Here is a 15383-nt window from a genome sequence, read left to right on the forward strand (position 1 = left end):
CAACTACCGTACGTACCGTAAGGAACCCCAGGAAGGACGGCAGTCCGTTGTACGAAGGCGTGGTCCAGGACCTCATCGACGAGCTGGGACGGCTGCCCGGCGTCGGTCCCAAGAGCGCGCAGCGGATCGCCTTCCACATCCTGCAGGCGGAACCGACGGACGTACGCCGCCTCGCCCAGGCCCTGATGGAGGTCAAGGCGAAGGTCCGCTTCTGCGCGACGTGCGGGAACATCGCGCAGGAGGAGCTGTGCAACATCTGCCGGGACACGCGCCGCGACCCGGCGGTGATCTGCGTGGTCGAGGAGCCGAAGGACGTCGTCGCGATCGAGCGGACCCGTGAGTTCCGCGGCCGTTACCACGTGCTCGGCGGCGCGATCAGCCCGATCGAGGGTGTCGGACCGGACGACCTGCGTATACGAGAACTTCTCGCGCGGTTGGCCGACGGGACGGTCACGGAGCTGATCCTGGCCACCGATCCGAATCTCGAGGGCGAGGCAACGGCCACGTACCTCGCGCGCATGATCAAGCCCATGGGCCTGAAGGTCACCCGCCTGGCCAGCGGCCTCCCGGTGGGTGGCGACCTGGAATACGCGGACGAGGTCACCCTCGGACGCGCCTTCGAGGGGAGACGACTCCTAGATGTCTGACGCCACGCTGCACGCGACCGAACAGAACCCGGACGACTTCGCGGTCCAGATCTCGGACCAGATCGAGAGCTTCCTGGTCGCCGTCACCGAGGTCGCGAAGGGCGACGAGCCGGGCTCGACCGTGCCCTTCCTCCTCCTGGAGGTCTCCCAACTCCTCCTGGCCGGCGGCCGTCTGGGCGCCCACGAGGACATCGTCCCCGACGAGCGCTACGAGCCCGACCTGGGCCCCGAGCCGGACGTGGACGAGCTCCGCGAGAACCTGGCCCGTCTGCTGGACCCGGTCGATGTCTACTCCGAGGTCTTCGACCCCTACGAGCCCCGCAAGGCCCCGGTCCCGGCCCGGATCTCCGACGACCTGACCGACGTCATCACCGACCTGCGCCATGGCATGGCCCACTACCGTGCCGGGCGCACCGCCGAGGCCCTGTGGTGGTGGCAGTTCTCCTACTTCTCCAACTGGGGCTCGACGGCGTCCGCGACCCTGCGCGCACTGCATTCGGTCCTGGCCCATGTCCGCCTGGACCAGCCCCTGGAGGAGCTGGACGGCCTGGACACCGACCAGGGCGTGATGGGCGACGAGACGCTCGAGTTCGAGGCGGGCAAGGTCATGCAGCAGGAGATCGGGGACCATTTGGGGCTGCGGTCGGCGAAGTAGCGGCGGTCATGGCCGCGGCGGGCTCACAGCTGTACGGCCGTGCCCGTCACGCCGATGCCCGTGCCCGGCTCCGCCGGAACGGTCACGGTGATCCTGCTGGGCCTGCCCATGTCCACGCCCTGATGGATCGTCAGGGTGGCGGGTGTCGCCACGAGTTCGAGCTCCCGTAGGTACCCGCCGAACGCGGCCGCCGCCGCACCCGTGGCCGGGTCCTCCACGACCCCGCCGGGCGGGAACGGGTTGCGGGCGTGGAACACGGTCGCCGACTCCCGCCGGACCAGGTCGACGGTGGTCCAGTCCTCGCGGGCCATGAGGGCGGCCAGCGCGTCCATGTCGTAGTCCAGGTCGGCCAGCCGCTCCCGCGACGAGGCGGCGAGGATCGGGTGCCAGGCCCCGGCGAAGGCCACCCGCGGCGGCAGCGCCGGGTCCAGATCCGCGGCGGACCAGCCCAGGATCGCCAGCAGCCCGGCCAGGTCGGCGTCCGCGATCGGTGCCGTGCGCGGCGCCACGCTCACCAGGGTCGCCGTCACCGTGCCGTCCGCCGTCCGGTCGGTGGTCACGGTGACCGGGCCCGCCTTGGTCCGCAGCAGCAGCCGGCCGGTGCCGTGCCGTTCCGCGTGGGCGACGGCCGTGGCGATCGTCGCGTGGCCGCAGAACGGCACCTCGGCGAGCGGGCTGAAGTACCGGATGCCGAGCGTGCCGTCGACGGCAGGCACCACGAACGCCGACTCCGAGTAGCCGAGTTCGGCCGCCGTCGCCAGCATCGCCGTGTCGTCGACCCCGGTGGCGTCGAGCACCACACCTGCCGGGTTGCCTCCCGCGGGATCGCTGCTGAAGGCCACGTAGCTCGAAATCTCCATTTGTGGACCGTAACCGCACGTGCGGAGCGGGGCGAGGGGAATACCCGTACGGGGGGCTCGGGCCGGAAAGTGGCGCAGGTTACAGAAGAAGCCTCCGGAAGTGGCGTAATGCAAGGGCCTCTCTCGCGGTCTCACAGGCACGACGGCCACCCCCGGCCGCTGCCCCCGCCCCCGAATCGGAGCCCGACCATGCACGTCACCCTGGAGCAGCCGACCGGCGCCCGTCTGATCACCGACGCGGGTCAGGAGATCGCGATACCGGCCACGCTTCGCTACACCGCCGGCGATCCGCTGGCCGTGCACATCGACTTCCCGTCCCATGTCACCCTCGACGGCGAGGCCGTGACCTGGACGTTCGCCCGGGTGCTGCTGGGCGAGGGGCTGCGGGCCCCCGCCGGGCTCGGCACCGTGCGAATCCGGCCCTGCGGGGCGTCCCACACCTATGTCGAGTTCCATGCGTCGGAGGGCGTGGCCATGATCCGGTTCGCCGCCTCGGATCTGTACCGCTTCCTCGCCCGGACCTACACCGTGATCGCGCCCGGCGAGGAGACGCTGGGGGCGGAGCTGGACCAGGGGCTGGTGACGCTGTTCGGCGGGCGGGTGTGACGCGCGGGTCCCGGTCCCCGCGGCACAGAAAGCACATGCAACAGCACCCGCCCGGCCACCGAACTCGTTCATGATGGTCGTATGGCGACTCGGTCAAAAGCGTTGGTGTGGACGGGAGTCGGGCTCTGCGTCGCGGGGGCCGTCGGACTGGTCGTGGGCGGCGCGCTGGACGTCGACGCCGCCGATCCCTGGGCCAGTGTGGCCGGGGGAGCGGCGGGCCTGTTCGGCCTGGCCGTGACCCTCTACGCCCTCCTCGGGCCGACGTCGGCGCCGTCACCGACGCCCACGGCCTCCGTGACGGCGAGCGGTCCCCGCTCGGTCGCCGCGGGCGGCGCCATCGGGTCCGTGGCGACGGGGGACGGGGCGACCGCCACGCCGCCGCCCACGATGCCCGCCCCTGCGACGCGACCGGCGACGGGGCCCGTCACCGCCTCCGGGGAGCGTTCCGTCGCGGCCGGGGGTGACATCGGGTCGGTGTCGACGGGGGACGCATGAGCGGGTCGGCGGAGGCGTCCGGCGAGCGTTCGATCGCCGCCGGGTCCATCCGGCAGGCGCTCACCGGGGACTTCGCGGTCGCTCACTACGTGGAGAAGTCCCTGACCCTGCCGCCGGAGGCGCTCGAACTGCCGCCGCGGGCACCGTCCGGCATGGTCAACCTGCCGGAGCGGGCCCGCCTGTTCATCGGCAGACAGCCCGAACTCGCGCGACTGGACGAGGCGTTCGAGGACACCGGCGGTGTCGTCGTGCAGGCGGTGCACGGGCTCGGCGGCATCGGGAAGTCGACGCTGGCGGCGAAGTGGGCGGCGGGGCGGACGGGGGCGTACAACCCGGTGTGGTGGATCACCGCCGAGACGCCGGACGACCTCGAGGCCGGTCTGGCCGACCTGGCGGTCGCCCTCCAGCCCGCCCTGCGGGACGTACTCTCGCCGGAGGCCCGCAGTGAACGGGCGGTTCAGTGGCTCGCGGAACGCGACGGCTGGCTGCTCGTGCTGGACAACGTCACCGATCCGGCGGACGTACGGCCGTTGCTGGGGCGCACGACGGGCGGGCGCTTCCTGATCACCACCCGTAGAGCCTCGGGCTGGCACGGGATCGCCGAGCCGCTCTCGCTCGATGTGCTCGAACTGCCCCAGGCAGTCGAGCTGTTCGAGCGGACATACGCCGGTACGGCCGACGGCATCGAGGAGTTGTGCGGCACGCTGGGGTGTCTGCCGCTGGCCGTGGAACAAGCGGCGGCGTACTGCGCGGAGGCGCGCATCACCCCGTCCGCCTATCGGGATCTGCTCGCGCGCCACCCCGAGCGGATCCTCGCCAACACGGCCGAGGGCGGTGACGCCGAGCAGACGATCGCCCGGGTGTGGCGGGTGACCATGGACCGGCTGGCGGACACGCCGGTCGCGGCGCGCATCCTGCGGGTCATCGCCTGGTGGGCGCCGGACGGGATTCCGCGCGCGTACGTCGAGTCGCTGGGCGATGAGCCCGACGTCAGGGAGGCGCTGCGGCGGCTCGCCGCGCACAGCATGATCGGCCTGCGTGAGGACGGGACCATCTCGGTGCACCGGTTGGTGCAGGCGGTGTCGCGGGCCGGGGAGGACGGGGCCGAGGGCCATGCGGAAGCGGTCCGTGTCCTGCTGGAGGAAGCGTGGAACGCGATGGACCGCCCGCTTGTCCGGGAGTGGAACCTTCAGGTGATCGCGCTCCTCCAGCACGACTCGGAGCTGGGGATACCCAGGGATTTCGAGGTCTTGTTGTACATCGGCGCCGCCGACCTGATGGGGACAGAGGTCCCGGAGAAGGTCCTTTGGGCGTACGAGTACGCGGTGACCCTCTGCGAGCAGCACCACTTGGGACGTACCCCCACCGCTCGGCTCGCTCAGCGACGCCTCTCGGACATCTGCTGGCTGGCGGGCGACCAGCATCGCGCCGAAGTGCTGCTGATGACCAGTGTGATGGTGGCCAGGCGCGTGCTCGGGCGGGACGACCCGCGGACGATCGACGAGCGCACCGCTCTGGCCAAGGTGAGGATGCGGCAGGAGCGTACTCTCAAGCAGGGGCTGTCACTTGCCGTGAAGAACGCCCGCTGGGCCGAGCGCGCCCTGGGTGCCGACGCTCCGCAGACCCTCCGTGCGGGGGCGGTCGTGGCCGAGGGATGGCGGCTGAGGGCCGAGTCCCGCCCCAGGCCGTACGCGGCGCGAGCCGTCGCCGAGATCGAGCGGCTGCTGGACAAAGCCGTACGGGCCGAAGGCGAGTGCGGTGACACGGCCCTGGCGCACAGGTGGGAACTCGGGGCTGCTCGCGAGGCCGCGGGCGATCTCGCGGGCGCGATCCGGGTCACCGAGGAGTACCTGGAGCAGCGCTCGGCGCCGTCCGACGGTGTGGACACACAAGGACTGAAGGCGCGTCAGCGGATCGCCGTGCTGTTCTGGAAGGCGGGAGAGCACGAGCGCGCACGGGAGTTGGCCGTTGCCCTTCTCGCCGAGGTGGAATCGGCGCTGCCCGCCGACGACGACCTCGGCGGCCGGCTCCGCGAGGCGCTGACGCCGCTGGTCGGCCCGCCCCCGGACGACGAGACCTGAGCCCCAGCACCCTCACAGCCCCCACATCCCCTTGCCCGCCGTGATGACCCCGCCCGCAAGGGCCAGCGACAACACCAGCAGCCGGGCCCCTCTCTCGGACGTCCGCGCGGCCAGCACCCGGCCGATCAACCCACCCGTCACCATCGCCGCGACCACCGCCACCCACCTCGGGCCACTCAGCTGCGGCACCCCGTTCGCCGCCACCGAGAACACATTGACGACCACCCCGTAGAACTGCGCGTTCGGCACGAACTCCCGTACCGTCCACCCCGCGTTGACCGCGTACAACGACACCGGCGGCCCGCCCACCCCGGCCGCGGAGTTCATGAACCCGCCCACCGCACCGGCCGCCACCGCGCCCTTGGTGCCGCGCAGGGCGGGGACCCGGGCGCCGCGCATGACCAGCAGCACGGCGGCCGAGACGAGCCCGCCCATCGTCAACAGCAGCACCGGCTCGGGCAGTCGGCGCGTCATCCATGCGCCCGCCGGGACCGTGCAGGCCGCCGCGGCGCACAGCGGCACCATCGCGCCGGGCCGGACCTGTCGCCAGCCGCTCGCCAGGCCCACGACACTGATCGCGCCGCACGCGCAGTTCGCGAGGACGACCCCCTCCGCCGGCCCCAGCAACAACACCAGCGCCGGCACGGCGACCAGTGCGAAGCCCATTCCGGTGAGCCACTGGACCGAGGAACCGAGCAGCACGATGCCGGCCAGCAGCGCCTCGCCCGCCCAACCGCTCGTCACGGCCCGGCCTCCCTCCCGGCGGCCCGGGGTGTAGCCCGCTCCACCACCCCTTCGGGAGACCACTCCCTCGTGGCCCGCCCCGGGAAACGGAATCGTTGATCTCACCAGGTCAACGACCGCCACCGCGGCCCCGTCCCGAAGGAAACGTCATGAAGGCACTGCTCTCCTCCCGTCCCGTCCTGTGGTTCCTGTTCCTCTTCAACGCGGTCGTCGCCGTGGCCGCCCCCTTCGTCGTCGACGGCGGGCAGGGCATCGTGACCGCCGTCGGCATGGGCGTCGTATCGCTTGGGGCCGGGGTCGAGTTGGTGCGCGGGCGGGGCCGCGGGAAGGCTGCCGCTGTGTGACGCGCCCACCGCGCAGCGTGAGTTGGAGACGTGTTGTCCGGGGCCTGTACGTCCGCTGCACGGGCCCTAACCAGTGCGAAGCGAGTCTGGAGTCACTTCCACCGCAGAGACCCAACAGACCCGTACTGGAGATGAGATGACTCGCCGTTCCCTCAGTAAGCGCGTAGCCGTGGTCACCGCCACCGCGGTGGTCGCCGTCGGCACCGTCGCCGCCGGTGCCGCCGTCGCCGGGCCCGGGTGGGGCGACGGGAAGCCCGGCAAGAAGGGAATAGCCCAGCTGTTCTACCAGTGGAACAGGACCCTGCAGACCGGGGACCCGGAGCAGGTCGCCGACCTGTACGCGAAGGACGCGGTGCTGCTGCCCACGGTCTCCAACCAGGTCCGCTCCGACCACGCCGGCATCGTCGACTACTTCGAGCACTTCCTCGCGAACAAGCCGGTCGGCACGAAGATCGAGACCCATGTCAACGTCCTCGACCGCGACTCGGCCATCGACACCGGTGTCTACGAGTTCGCGCTCACCGACCCCGAGACCGGCGCGAAGAGCACCGTCGAGGCCCGCTACACCTATGTGTACGAGAAGCGGAACGGCGAGTGGCTGATCGTCAACCACCACTCCTCGAAGATGCCCGAAGGCTGATCGTCACCTTCAGCCCGCCCTCGGGCCCGTCCCCGAGGGTCACGGTCCCGCCGTCGTCCGTCACCAGCTGCTTGACGACGGCGAGGCCGAGTCCGGAGCCGGTCTTCCCGGTCAGGCCCCTGCCGCGCCAGAAGCGGTCGAAGGCACGGGACTTGTCGGTGTCCGACATCCCGGGGCCCTCGTCGAGAACCGAGAGCACCACCTCGTCGCCCTTGGGCTCCACCTCGACGGTGATCGTGCCGCCGTCCGGTGACACCTCAAGGGCGTTCGAGAGCACGTTGTCCAGCACCTGGTCCATATGGCCGGGGCTGGTCAGCACGAGCGGCCGGCCGTCGGCACTCCCCCCGAGCGTGATGCTGACTCCACGCTCGTCGGCGGCCGGCCGCCACACGTCCAGCCGCTCCCGGACGATGTCCCACAGCGGCAGCGGTTCGGCCGCGGTCACCTTGGCCTCCGCGCGGGCCAGCACCAGCAGCCCGTTCACCAGCCGGCTGATCCGGACGACCTCGGCCGTCGCCTGCTCCACGTCCTCCTTGACGAAGTCGTCGTCCACACCGTCCGCGATGTTGTCCAGCGACAGCCGCAACGCCGTGAGAGGTGTGCGCAGTTGATGCGAGGCGTCCGCCACGAAGATGCGCTGGGAGGCGACCAGCGTGTCCAGTCGTTCCGCGCCCTGATTGAGGGTGCGCGCCAGCGTCTGGGTCTCCGGCGGGCCCGTCACGGGGGAGCGGGCGGTCAGATCGCCGTCGCTGAACCTGCTCGCCATGTCGTTGAGCTGGCGCAGCGGCCGGGTGATACGCCGGGCCGCCGCGGCGCCGATCACCGCGGCCACGGCCAGGACGACCACCGCGAGGCCGGCCCGGAAAACCCAGATCTGCCACAGCCGGCCGGTCATGTCCTCGGTGGAGTACACGATGCGTACGGCGCCGACGACCGGGCCCCTGTTGCGGCCGTCGAGGTCCACCGCGCTGGAACGGGCGGGGACCGTGATCTTCAGCTCCGGCCCCCAGATGAAGGAGGAGCCCCAGTCGGTCGTGGGCTCGCCCTTCTGAAGGGCCTTGGCCAGGGCCGCGTCCTGCTCCGGACGCGGCAGACGGGTGGCGCAGCGCCCGCTCACCTCGACCGTGCCGGGAGTCTGGCCGGCGTACGCCCTGGCCATCTCGTCCAGTGCCGCGCACGACGAGGCGTTGCCGTTGCCGAGCAGCAGCGCCATGGTGTCGGCCTCACGCCGCACCGAGTCCGCGGTGTCGCCCCGCAGCTGGTCCGTGAGGGTGAAGGCCACCGGCACGGTGAACAGGGCGATGGCGACCGCGACGAGCAGGACGTAACTGCGGATGAGCTGGCGGATCATGACGCGCCGCTATCGCCGTTCACGATCTCCAGGCGGAAGCCGACACCTCGCACGGCCTCGATCGTGATCGCCCCGGCGAGCTTGCGCCGCAGCGCCGCCACATGCACATCCAGCGTCTTGGTCGGCCCGAACCAGTTGGCGTCCCAGACCGCCTCCATGATCTGCTCGCGCGACATCAGCGCCCCGGGCTCCTCGGTGAGGAAGGCCAGCAGGTCGTACTCCTTGGGCGCGAGCCCCACCTCCTCGCCGTCCAGCCGGACGCGGGCCGCCTTGCGGTCGACGGTGAGGCGGTCGCCGTAACGGTCCGGGCCGGTCTCGGCGGCGGGCGTACGGGGCTGAACGCGGCGCATCACCGCTCGTATCCGCGCGATGACCTCGCGGACGCCGAACGGCTTGGAGACGTAGTCGTCCGCGCCGAGCTCCAGGCCCACCACCCGGTCCGTCTCGTCGCTGCGCGCGCTGATCACGATGATCGGCACGCTTCCGCGCTCGCGCAGCGCCTTGCAGACGTCGAGCCCGTCGGCGTCGGGCAGACCGAGATCGAGGAGTACGACGTCGTAGGGCTCCTTGTGGCTCAGGGCCGCGCTGCCCGTGGTGACCCAGGCCACCTCGAAGCCGTAGCGCAGCAGTCCGCGCCGGAGGGACTCGGCGACCGGCTCGTCGTCTTCCACCAGAAGTACGCGCACACGGCGAACCCTAGTGGTTGAACTTTAAAGACGACCGGTCGCCGAGCCCGTGATCAGGCGATCCGTGGCGAAAAGCCACTTACCACATGATCGGCAGCCGCTCCGGGATCCGCTTCATGAAGCCCGTCCGCCACACCAACTGCTCGATCGGCACGGCCAGCCGCAGCTTCGGCATCCGTTCCAGCAGGGCCCCCAGGGCGATCTCGGCGTGCTTGCGGCCGAGGGCGGTGGCGGGGCAGTAGTGGCTTCCGCCGCCGAAGGAGAGGTGGGCGGTGGCGTTCTCACGGCCGAGGTCGACCGTGTGGGGGTCGGGGAAGGCGGCCGGGTCGAAGTTCGCGCCCTCGACGAGGACCAGGACGAGGTCGCCGGCCTTCACGTCCACGTCTCCCAGCCGTACGTCCTGTGTCGCCAGCCTCGGCAGGCCGTCGCCGATGGACAGGTTGATGCGCAGCAGTTCATCGACGGCGGCGGGGATCCTGCCGGGGTGCGCGACCAACTCGTCCTGCAGGTCCGGGTGCTGGATCAGCGACACCAGCGCCATCGCCAGGAAGCCGGACGTGGAGATGACGCCCGCGCCGAACATCGTCACCCCGACCGTCGCGAGCATCTCGTCGGTGAGGTGGCCGTAGTCCGGATCCGCGCGCAGGGCGGCGAGTTCGGCCATCAGACCCGTCGTCGCCGGGTCGTCGAGCCGCTCCGTCATGTACGCCAGGTCCCGGTCCCAGTTGAGCCGGGCACCCGCGACGGGGCACGCCGAGTTCATGAACGCGATGTCCAGGCTCCGCATCAGCCGGGGCGCGTCGGCCGGCGGGATGCCGAGGATGCGGCAGTGCATGCCGGCCGAGTACGGATCGGCGAAGCCGGCGCGCAGATCCGCGGGGGCGCCCTCGCCGATCAGCCCGTCGACGAGTTCGGCGGCGTAGGACCGCATCCAGTCCGCGAGCCCGGGGCTCTTCGGGTTCAGTGCCTTGAGTACGGCCTTGCGCAGGCCGGCACCGGTGATGTTCCCCATGTTGTTGACGACCTCGGGCGGGATCGTCAGCGCGTACTGGCGGGGCACTCCGGGTGCCGAGGTGTCCTTGAGGCTGAAGCGGGGGTCTTCGAGGACCTGCCTGCACAGGTCGTACGACGACACCAGCCAGGCCTCGTCGCCGGCGATGGTGCGCACCCGGCGTACGGGGGTGCGCTCCCGCAACTCCTCGACCTCGTGCGGGAGTTGGTCGCCCCGCCAGGAGAACGGGAAGTCGATGGCGGTCTCAGTGAGCATCGGTGGCCCTCTCGGCGGGCGTCACGATGGCGTGCCCCTGGTTGCGGGAGGCGCGCAGGCCGGCGCCCCGGGAGTAGAGCAGCTCGGCCATCGGCAGCAGCTGGTGGTAGCAGTTGAGGGACGAGGGGACACCGAGGATGGCGGGGGTGTCCAGGAACAGGGGAGCCTCGGCGCAGACATAGGCCAGGCAGACCTCGCGCTGGGCCTTGGTCGCGTGCCCCGCCTTCTCGGCGAGGAAGGAGTCGACGAGCTTCTCGCAGGTCGTGCGGAACTCGTCGTCGGTGGCCAGGCGGGCCTGGAGACGGTCGTGGATCTCGCGGTACGCCGGGTTGCCGCGGAAGTCGGACATGGCGTGGGCGTGCAGACGGGTGCCGGCGGGGTCCACCGCCGCTACGGCGCCCAGGACCTTGGCCCGTACGCCGCGCAGGTTCTTCACCGCCTTGCGGCGCGCGTCGTCGGGCGGGTAGCCGGACGCCGCGTACATCTCGGCCACGTACAGGTCCGTGTAGACGAAGTCCACCCGTTCGAACCGGGCCAGACCCCATTGGGCGAGGTCATGGACCCGGCGGGCGGAGAAGTAGCTGTTGCCGGGGGAGACGCCGATGACGGCGTGGTCGCCGGCGGCTCGGATCACCTCGCAGTGCGGGGTGAAGGGCTGGATCCTGAAAAGGCCGGCCGGGGAATCCGTATCGGCCGATGTGACGTGCTGGATCTCGGAAGCGGTCGCAGTCGTCAAAGGAGGAGAATCCTTGCGCGTCGCAAGTCCCGATGGAGCCTTGTGCTCCTGGTGTGGCGACGACGACGCGAAGTTAGTGTGCGACTACGGAGAGCGTCAATGGCCTCATGATGGTCCGCATCACGCGGTAGTGACCTGTCCCACTTTCCGGAGTGCCCTGCTCCCCACCGGGCAGAGACCATCCCGGAGCGCCGGAATCTCACGATCTGGGAACCCCAAGGTCGTTTTCGGACGCTCGATAGACTGAGCCGACACACACGGACTGAGCGAGGAGCGCACGTGGGCCTTGTCGTGCAGAAGTACGGAGGCTCCTCCGTAGCCGATGCCGAAGGCATCAAGCGCGTCGCCAAGCGGATCGTGGAAGCGAAGAAGAACGGTCACCAGGTGGTGGCCGTCGTTTCCGCGATGGGCGACACGACGGACGAGCTGATCGATCTCGCCGAGCAGGTATCCCCGATCCCTGCCGGGCGCGAGCTCGACATGCTGCTGACCGCGGGAGAGCGGATCTCCATGGCCCTGCTGGCCATGGCGATCAAAAACCTGGGCCACTCGGCCCAGTCGTTCACCGGCAGCCAGGCAGGTGTCATCACCGACTCGGTCCACAACAAAGCCCGGATCATCGATGTCACACCGGGCCGGATCCGCACCTCGGTGGACGAGGGCAACATCGCCATCGTCGCCGGTTTCCAGGGCGTGAGCCAGGACAAGAAGGACATCACCACGCTGGGGCGTGGCGGGTCGGACACCACCGCGGTGGCGCTGGCCGCCGCGCTCGACGCCGAGGTGTGTGAGATCTACACCGACGTCGACGGCGTGTTCACCGCCGACCCGCGCGTGGTCAAGAAGGCGAAGAAGATCGACTGGATCTCCTTCGAGGACATGCTGGAGCTGGCTGCGTCCGGCTCGAAGGTGCTGCTCCACCGCTGTGTGGAGTACGCCCGCCGGTACAACATCCCGATCCACGTCCGGTCCAGCTTCAGCGGACTTCAGGGCACGTGGGTCAGCAGCGAGCCGATCGAGCAAGGGGACAAGCAGGTGGAGCAGGCCATCATCTCCGGTGTCGCGCACGACACCTCCGAGGCCAAGGTCACGGTCGTCGGTGTGCCGGACAAGCCGGGCGAGGCCGCTGCGATCTTCCGGACGATCGCCGACGCCGAGATCAACATCGACATGATCGTGCAGAACGTGTCCGCCGCCTCCACAGGCCTGACGGACATCTCCTTCACGCTCCCCAAGGCCGAGGGCCGCAAGGCCATCGACGCCCTGGAGAAGAACAAGCACGGCATCGGCTTCGACTCGCTGCGCTACGACGACCAGATCGGCAAGATCTCCCTCGTCGGCGCCGGCATGAAGACCAACCCCGGTGTCACGGCCGACTTCTTCAAGGCGCTGTCCGACGCCGGTGTGAACATCGAGCTGATCTCGACCTCCGAGATCCGAATCTCGGTCGTCACCCGCGCCGACGACGTCAACGAGGCCGTGCGCGCCGTGCACTCGGCCTTCGGGCTCGACTCGGACAGCGACGAGGCCGTGGTCTACGGCGGCACCGGGCGATGACCCGACGACCGACGCTCGCGGTCGTGGGAGCGACCGGGGCCGTGGGCTCGGTCATGCTCCAGATCCTGTCCCAGCGTGCGGACATCTGGGGCGAGATCCGTCTGATCGCCTCGCCGCGCTCGGCCGGCCGCAAGCTGACCGTGCGCGGCGAGGAGGTCGAGGTGGTGGCGCTCACCGAGGAGGCCTTCGCCGGGGTCGACATCGCGATGTTCGACGTACCGGACGAGGTGGCCGCCCGCTGGGCGCCGGTTGCCGCCGCCAAGGGCGCGGTGGTGGTGGACAACTCGGGCGCCTTCCGGATGAACCCCGAGGTGCCCCTCGTCGTCCCCGAGGTCAATGCGCACGCCGTACGGATGCGGCCGCGCGGGATCGTCGCCAACCCCAACTGCACGACCCTCTCGATGATCGTGGCGCTGGGCGCGCTGCACGCCGAGTTCGGGCTGCGGGAGCTGGTCGTGTCCTCGTACCAGGCGGTGAGCGGGGCCGGGCGCGCCGGTGTGGAGACGCTCAGGCAGCAGCTGTCCCTGGTCGCCGGCACCGAACTGGGGACCGGCCCGGGTGACGTACGGCGGGCCGTCGGCGACAACACCGGGCCGTTCCCGGAGCCGGTCGCGCTGAACGTCGTGCCGTGGGCCGGGTCGCTGCGCGAGGACGGCTGGTCCTCGGAGGAGATGAAGGTGCGGGACGAGTCCCGCAAGATCCTCGGGCTGCCCAAACTGCCGGTCGCGGTGACCTGTGTACGGGTGCCGGTGCTGACCGGGCACTCGCTGACCCTGCACGCCCGCTTCGAGAACGAGGTCACGGTCGCCAAGGCGCGCGAGATCCTGGCCACCGCCCCGGGGGTCGTGCTGTACGACGACCCGGCCGCCGGTGAGTTCCCCACGCCCGCCGATGTCGTGGGCACGGATCCGACCTGGGTCGGCCGGGTGCGGCGCGCGCTCGACGATCCGACCGCGCTCGAACTGTTCGTCTGCGGCGACAATCTGCGCAAGGGTGCGGCGCTCAACACCGCGCAGGTCGCGGAGCTCGTGGCGGCGGAATTTTCGTGAACCGCCCGTGGTGCCGGAAATCTCCTGGGCTCGGACGGGAACGTTTGTAGGATCTGTGTGAGAAGTGTGAGCCGATCGATGGTCCGTACCACTTGAACCGGACCCTGTCGGCAGCTGAAGATTTTTCTCCCCGCTCTGCAACCGCTTGCAGGGCGGGGAGCGTCTTTGCGGTCGCCCTTATGGGGTGTGGAGACGCGTTTTTTCTGGCGTGGGGACGCCGAATGGGCGGGGCGTGGGGACGTCTGCCCATATAGGACATAAGGGAAGAGCGGGTAGGCATGTGGGCGTTTGACGCACGGTCAGCTGTGCTGCCTGGGGCGAGACGGTCGGCTGCTGGGGTGGTGAGTGGGTCGGTTGCGGGTCCTGGAGGGGTGATTGCGGAGACTGGCGCAAAAGTGACGTCCGGCACGTACAACCCTCCTGGGGGGACGCGTGTCCAACAGGCGTGGCAGAGGTACTCGACTTCAGCGCGGCGACCCGCGGCACGGCCCTACGGCCGCCCCGTCGGCCCGTCCGACCCCGCATGCCCGGTGCGCCCGGCGGCATGCCGGTGATCGCGCCCATGCCTGCAGCGCGGCCCACCCGCATACCCAGTCAGCGTGACGGTGCCGAGCACGCCGAGAACACCGCGGCGGCCGGCACCACCGTCGACCACCTCACCGAGACCTACCGGGCGCACTACCGCTCGCTCCTGGGGCTCGCGGCCCTCCTCCTCGACGACACCGCCTCCTGCGAGGACGTCGTCCAGGAGGCGTTCATCCGCGTCCACTCGGCGCGCAAGCGGGTGCGTGACCCGGAGAAGACGCTGGCGTATCTGCGCCAGACCGTCGTGAATCTCTCCCGCTCCGCCCTGCGCCGCCGCATACTCGGGCTGAAGCTGCTGTCCAAGCCGATGCCCGACATGGCGAGCGCGGAGGAGGGGGCGTACGACCAGCTCGAGCGCGACTCCCTCATCAACGCGATGAAGGGCCTGCAGCGCCGCCAGCGCGAGGTGCTGGTCCTGCGGTACTTCGCGGACATGACCGAGGCGCAGGTCGCCGAGACGCTCGGCATCTCGCTGGGCTCGGTGAAGGCGTACGGCTCGCGCGGGATCGCGGCGCTGCGGGTCGCCATGGAGGCGCCGGCATGAGCGGGGACCAGAACGGGCGGCGCGATCCGGCACAACGCCCGGACGAGCAAGATCCGAAGCAATCGCACGCTGGGAACGGAACTGTGAACCACGGCCCCGACGACCAGAGCCCCGAGGGGTTCGACTCGGACGAGCTGGCACTGCGCCGCATGTTGCAGGATGCGGTCCAGGAGATCGAGCCGCGCGACGGCACCCTGGACCATCTGCGGCGGGCCGTGCCCGCGCGCCGGGCACGCAAGCGCCAGGCGCTCGTCGGCATGGCGGCCGCGGCCCTCTTCGTCGGCACCGCGGTCCCGGCCCTGGTGCATGTGTCCAACTCGACCGGCACCGACGTCAACCCGTCCGTCGCCGGTCACGGCGAGCAGGCGCAGGGCGGGTCCGGTCAGGGCAAGGAGACCGAGGGCGGCGAGAGCACCTCGGGCGGCTCCTCCGGCAAGACCGAGGACCATGGCAAGGGGGGTGGCAAGGAGGAGGACAAGGGCACCGGCACCGGTTCCGGTGACGACTCCGGCAGCCCCGAGGACCCCACGGCGACC

The 15383-nt window shown here is 70.6% G+C and carries 16 protein-coding genes and 1 pseudogene; 11 read left to right on the plus strand and 6 right to left on the minus strand.

The window, feature by feature from the left end:
• Positions 1–47 precede the first annotated feature (47 nt).
• Entirely contained in the window at positions 48–647 is a 600-nt protein-coding gene (recR, locus tag ACFQ6S_RS23360) for a recombination mediator RecR (protein WP_274241543.1), read from the plus strand.
• A complete protein-coding gene (locus ACFQ6S_RS23365; RefSeq protein ID WP_383412900.1) occupies positions 640–1302 on the plus strand; it encodes a DUF5063 domain-containing protein in 663 nt (220 codons plus the stop codon). The genes recR and ACFQ6S_RS23365 overlap by 8 nt, the downstream gene beginning before the upstream one ends.
• 23 nt (positions 1303–1325) lie before the next feature.
• On the opposite strand, the gene ACFQ6S_RS23370 is transcribed toward ACFQ6S_RS23365, so the two are convergent.
• Positions 1326–2162 (minus strand): PhzF family phenazine biosynthesis protein, encoded by an 837-nt coding sequence (locus tag ACFQ6S_RS23370; RefSeq protein WP_383412903.1) that lies wholly within the window; start codon positions 2160–2162, stop codon positions 1326–1328.
• Between the two features lie 189 nt (positions 2163–2351).
• Here ACFQ6S_RS23370 and ACFQ6S_RS23375 point away from each other — a divergent pair, with 189 nt between their 5' ends.
• The 3 genes from ACFQ6S_RS23375 (at position 2352) to ACFQ6S_RS23385 (ending at position 5344) form a co-directional block, all read left to right on the plus strand.
• Complete coding sequence (locus ACFQ6S_RS23375) at positions 2352–2768, plus strand: SsgA family sporulation/cell division regulator (protein ID WP_383412906.1); 417 nt, start codon at positions 2352–2354, stop codon at positions 2766–2768.
• Between the two features lie 81 nt (positions 2769–2849).
• Positions 2850–3263, plus strand: coding sequence for a hypothetical protein (locus tag ACFQ6S_RS23380; RefSeq protein WP_383412909.1), 414 nt, complete (start codon positions 2850–2852; stop codon positions 3261–3263).
• Positions 3260–5344, plus strand: coding sequence for an NB-ARC domain-containing protein (locus tag ACFQ6S_RS23385; protein ID WP_383412912.1), 2085 nt, complete (start codon positions 3260–3262; stop codon positions 5342–5344). Before ACFQ6S_RS23380 ends, ACFQ6S_RS23385 begins: the two co-directional genes overlap by 4 nt.
• A gap of 12 nt (positions 5345–5356) precedes the next feature.
• Here ACFQ6S_RS23385 and ACFQ6S_RS23390 read toward each other — a convergent pair whose 3' ends face one another.
• Positions 5357–6088, minus strand: a complete 732-nt coding sequence (locus ACFQ6S_RS23390; protein WP_383412915.1) for a TSUP family transporter — start codon at positions 6086–6088, stop codon at positions 5357–5359.
• A gap of 149 nt (positions 6089–6237) precedes the next feature.
• Here ACFQ6S_RS23390 and ACFQ6S_RS23395 point away from each other — a divergent pair, with 149 nt between their 5' ends.
• Both ACFQ6S_RS23395 and ACFQ6S_RS23400 read left to right on the plus strand, forming a co-directional pair.
• Entirely contained in the window at positions 6238–6432 is a 195-nt protein-coding gene (locus ACFQ6S_RS23395) for a hypothetical protein (protein ID WP_383412918.1), read from the plus strand.
• A gap of 136 nt (positions 6433–6568) precedes the next feature.
• Positions 6569–7072: an SgcJ/EcaC family oxidoreductase gene (locus ACFQ6S_RS23400; RefSeq protein WP_383412921.1), complete on the plus strand. Its 504-nt coding sequence runs from the start codon at positions 6569–6571 to the stop codon at positions 7070–7072.
• Here the strand turns inward: ACFQ6S_RS23400 and ACFQ6S_RS23405 are convergent.
• The 4 genes from ACFQ6S_RS23405 to ACFQ6S_RS23420 all read right to left on the minus strand — a co-directional run bounded on the left by ACFQ6S_RS23405 (position 7038) and on the right by ACFQ6S_RS23420 (position 11112).
• Positions 7038–8423: a sensor histidine kinase gene (locus tag ACFQ6S_RS23405; RefSeq protein WP_383412924.1), complete on the minus strand. Its 1386-nt coding sequence runs from the start codon at positions 8421–8423 to the stop codon at positions 7038–7040. The genes ACFQ6S_RS23400 and ACFQ6S_RS23405 overlap by 35 nt on opposite strands.
• Entirely contained in the window at positions 8420–9109 is a 690-nt protein-coding gene (locus tag ACFQ6S_RS23410) for a response regulator transcription factor (protein WP_383412926.1), read from the minus strand. Before ACFQ6S_RS23410 ends, ACFQ6S_RS23405 begins: the two co-directional genes overlap by 4 nt.
• 79 nt (positions 9110–9188) lie before the next feature.
• Positions 9189–10376 (minus strand): cytochrome P450, encoded by a 1188-nt coding sequence (locus tag ACFQ6S_RS23415; RefSeq protein WP_383412929.1) that lies wholly within the window; start codon positions 10374–10376, stop codon positions 9189–9191.
• A complete protein-coding gene (locus ACFQ6S_RS23420; protein WP_383412932.1) occupies positions 10366–11112 on the minus strand; it encodes a tRNA-dependent cyclodipeptide synthase in 747 nt (248 codons plus the stop codon). The genes ACFQ6S_RS23415 and ACFQ6S_RS23420 overlap by 11 nt, the downstream gene beginning before the upstream one ends.
• 279 nt (positions 11113–11391) lie before the next feature.
• Between ACFQ6S_RS23420 and ACFQ6S_RS23425 the strand changes: the two genes are divergently transcribed.
• The 4 genes and pseudogenes from ACFQ6S_RS23425 to ACFQ6S_RS23440 form a co-directional block, all read left to right on the plus strand.
• Positions 11392–12669 carry an aspartate kinase gene (locus ACFQ6S_RS23425; protein WP_383412935.1) on the plus strand — a complete coding sequence of 426 codons (1278 nt, stop codon included), beginning with the start codon at positions 11392–11394 and terminating at the stop codon, positions 12667–12669.
• Positions 12666–13718 (plus strand): aspartate-semialdehyde dehydrogenase, encoded by a 1053-nt coding sequence (locus tag ACFQ6S_RS23430; protein WP_383412938.1) that lies wholly within the window; start codon positions 12666–12668, stop codon positions 13716–13718. Before ACFQ6S_RS23425 ends, ACFQ6S_RS23430 begins: the two co-directional genes overlap by 4 nt.
• A 445-nt stretch (positions 13719–14163) precedes the next feature.
• Positions 14164–14847, plus strand: a complete 684-nt coding sequence (locus ACFQ6S_RS23435; protein WP_383412941.1) for a SigE family RNA polymerase sigma factor — start codon at positions 14164–14166, stop codon at positions 14845–14847.
• A gap of 83 nt (positions 14848–14930) precedes the next feature.
• Positions 14931–15383: pseudogene (locus tag ACFQ6S_RS23440) on the plus strand (hypothetical protein); the annotation flags it as partial.

This window comes from Streptomyces sp. NPDC056479 (genome assembly GCF_042795335.1).
In the GTDB taxonomy this organism is placed as follows: Bacteria; Actinomycetota; Actinomycetes; order Streptomycetales; family Streptomycetaceae; genus Streptomyces.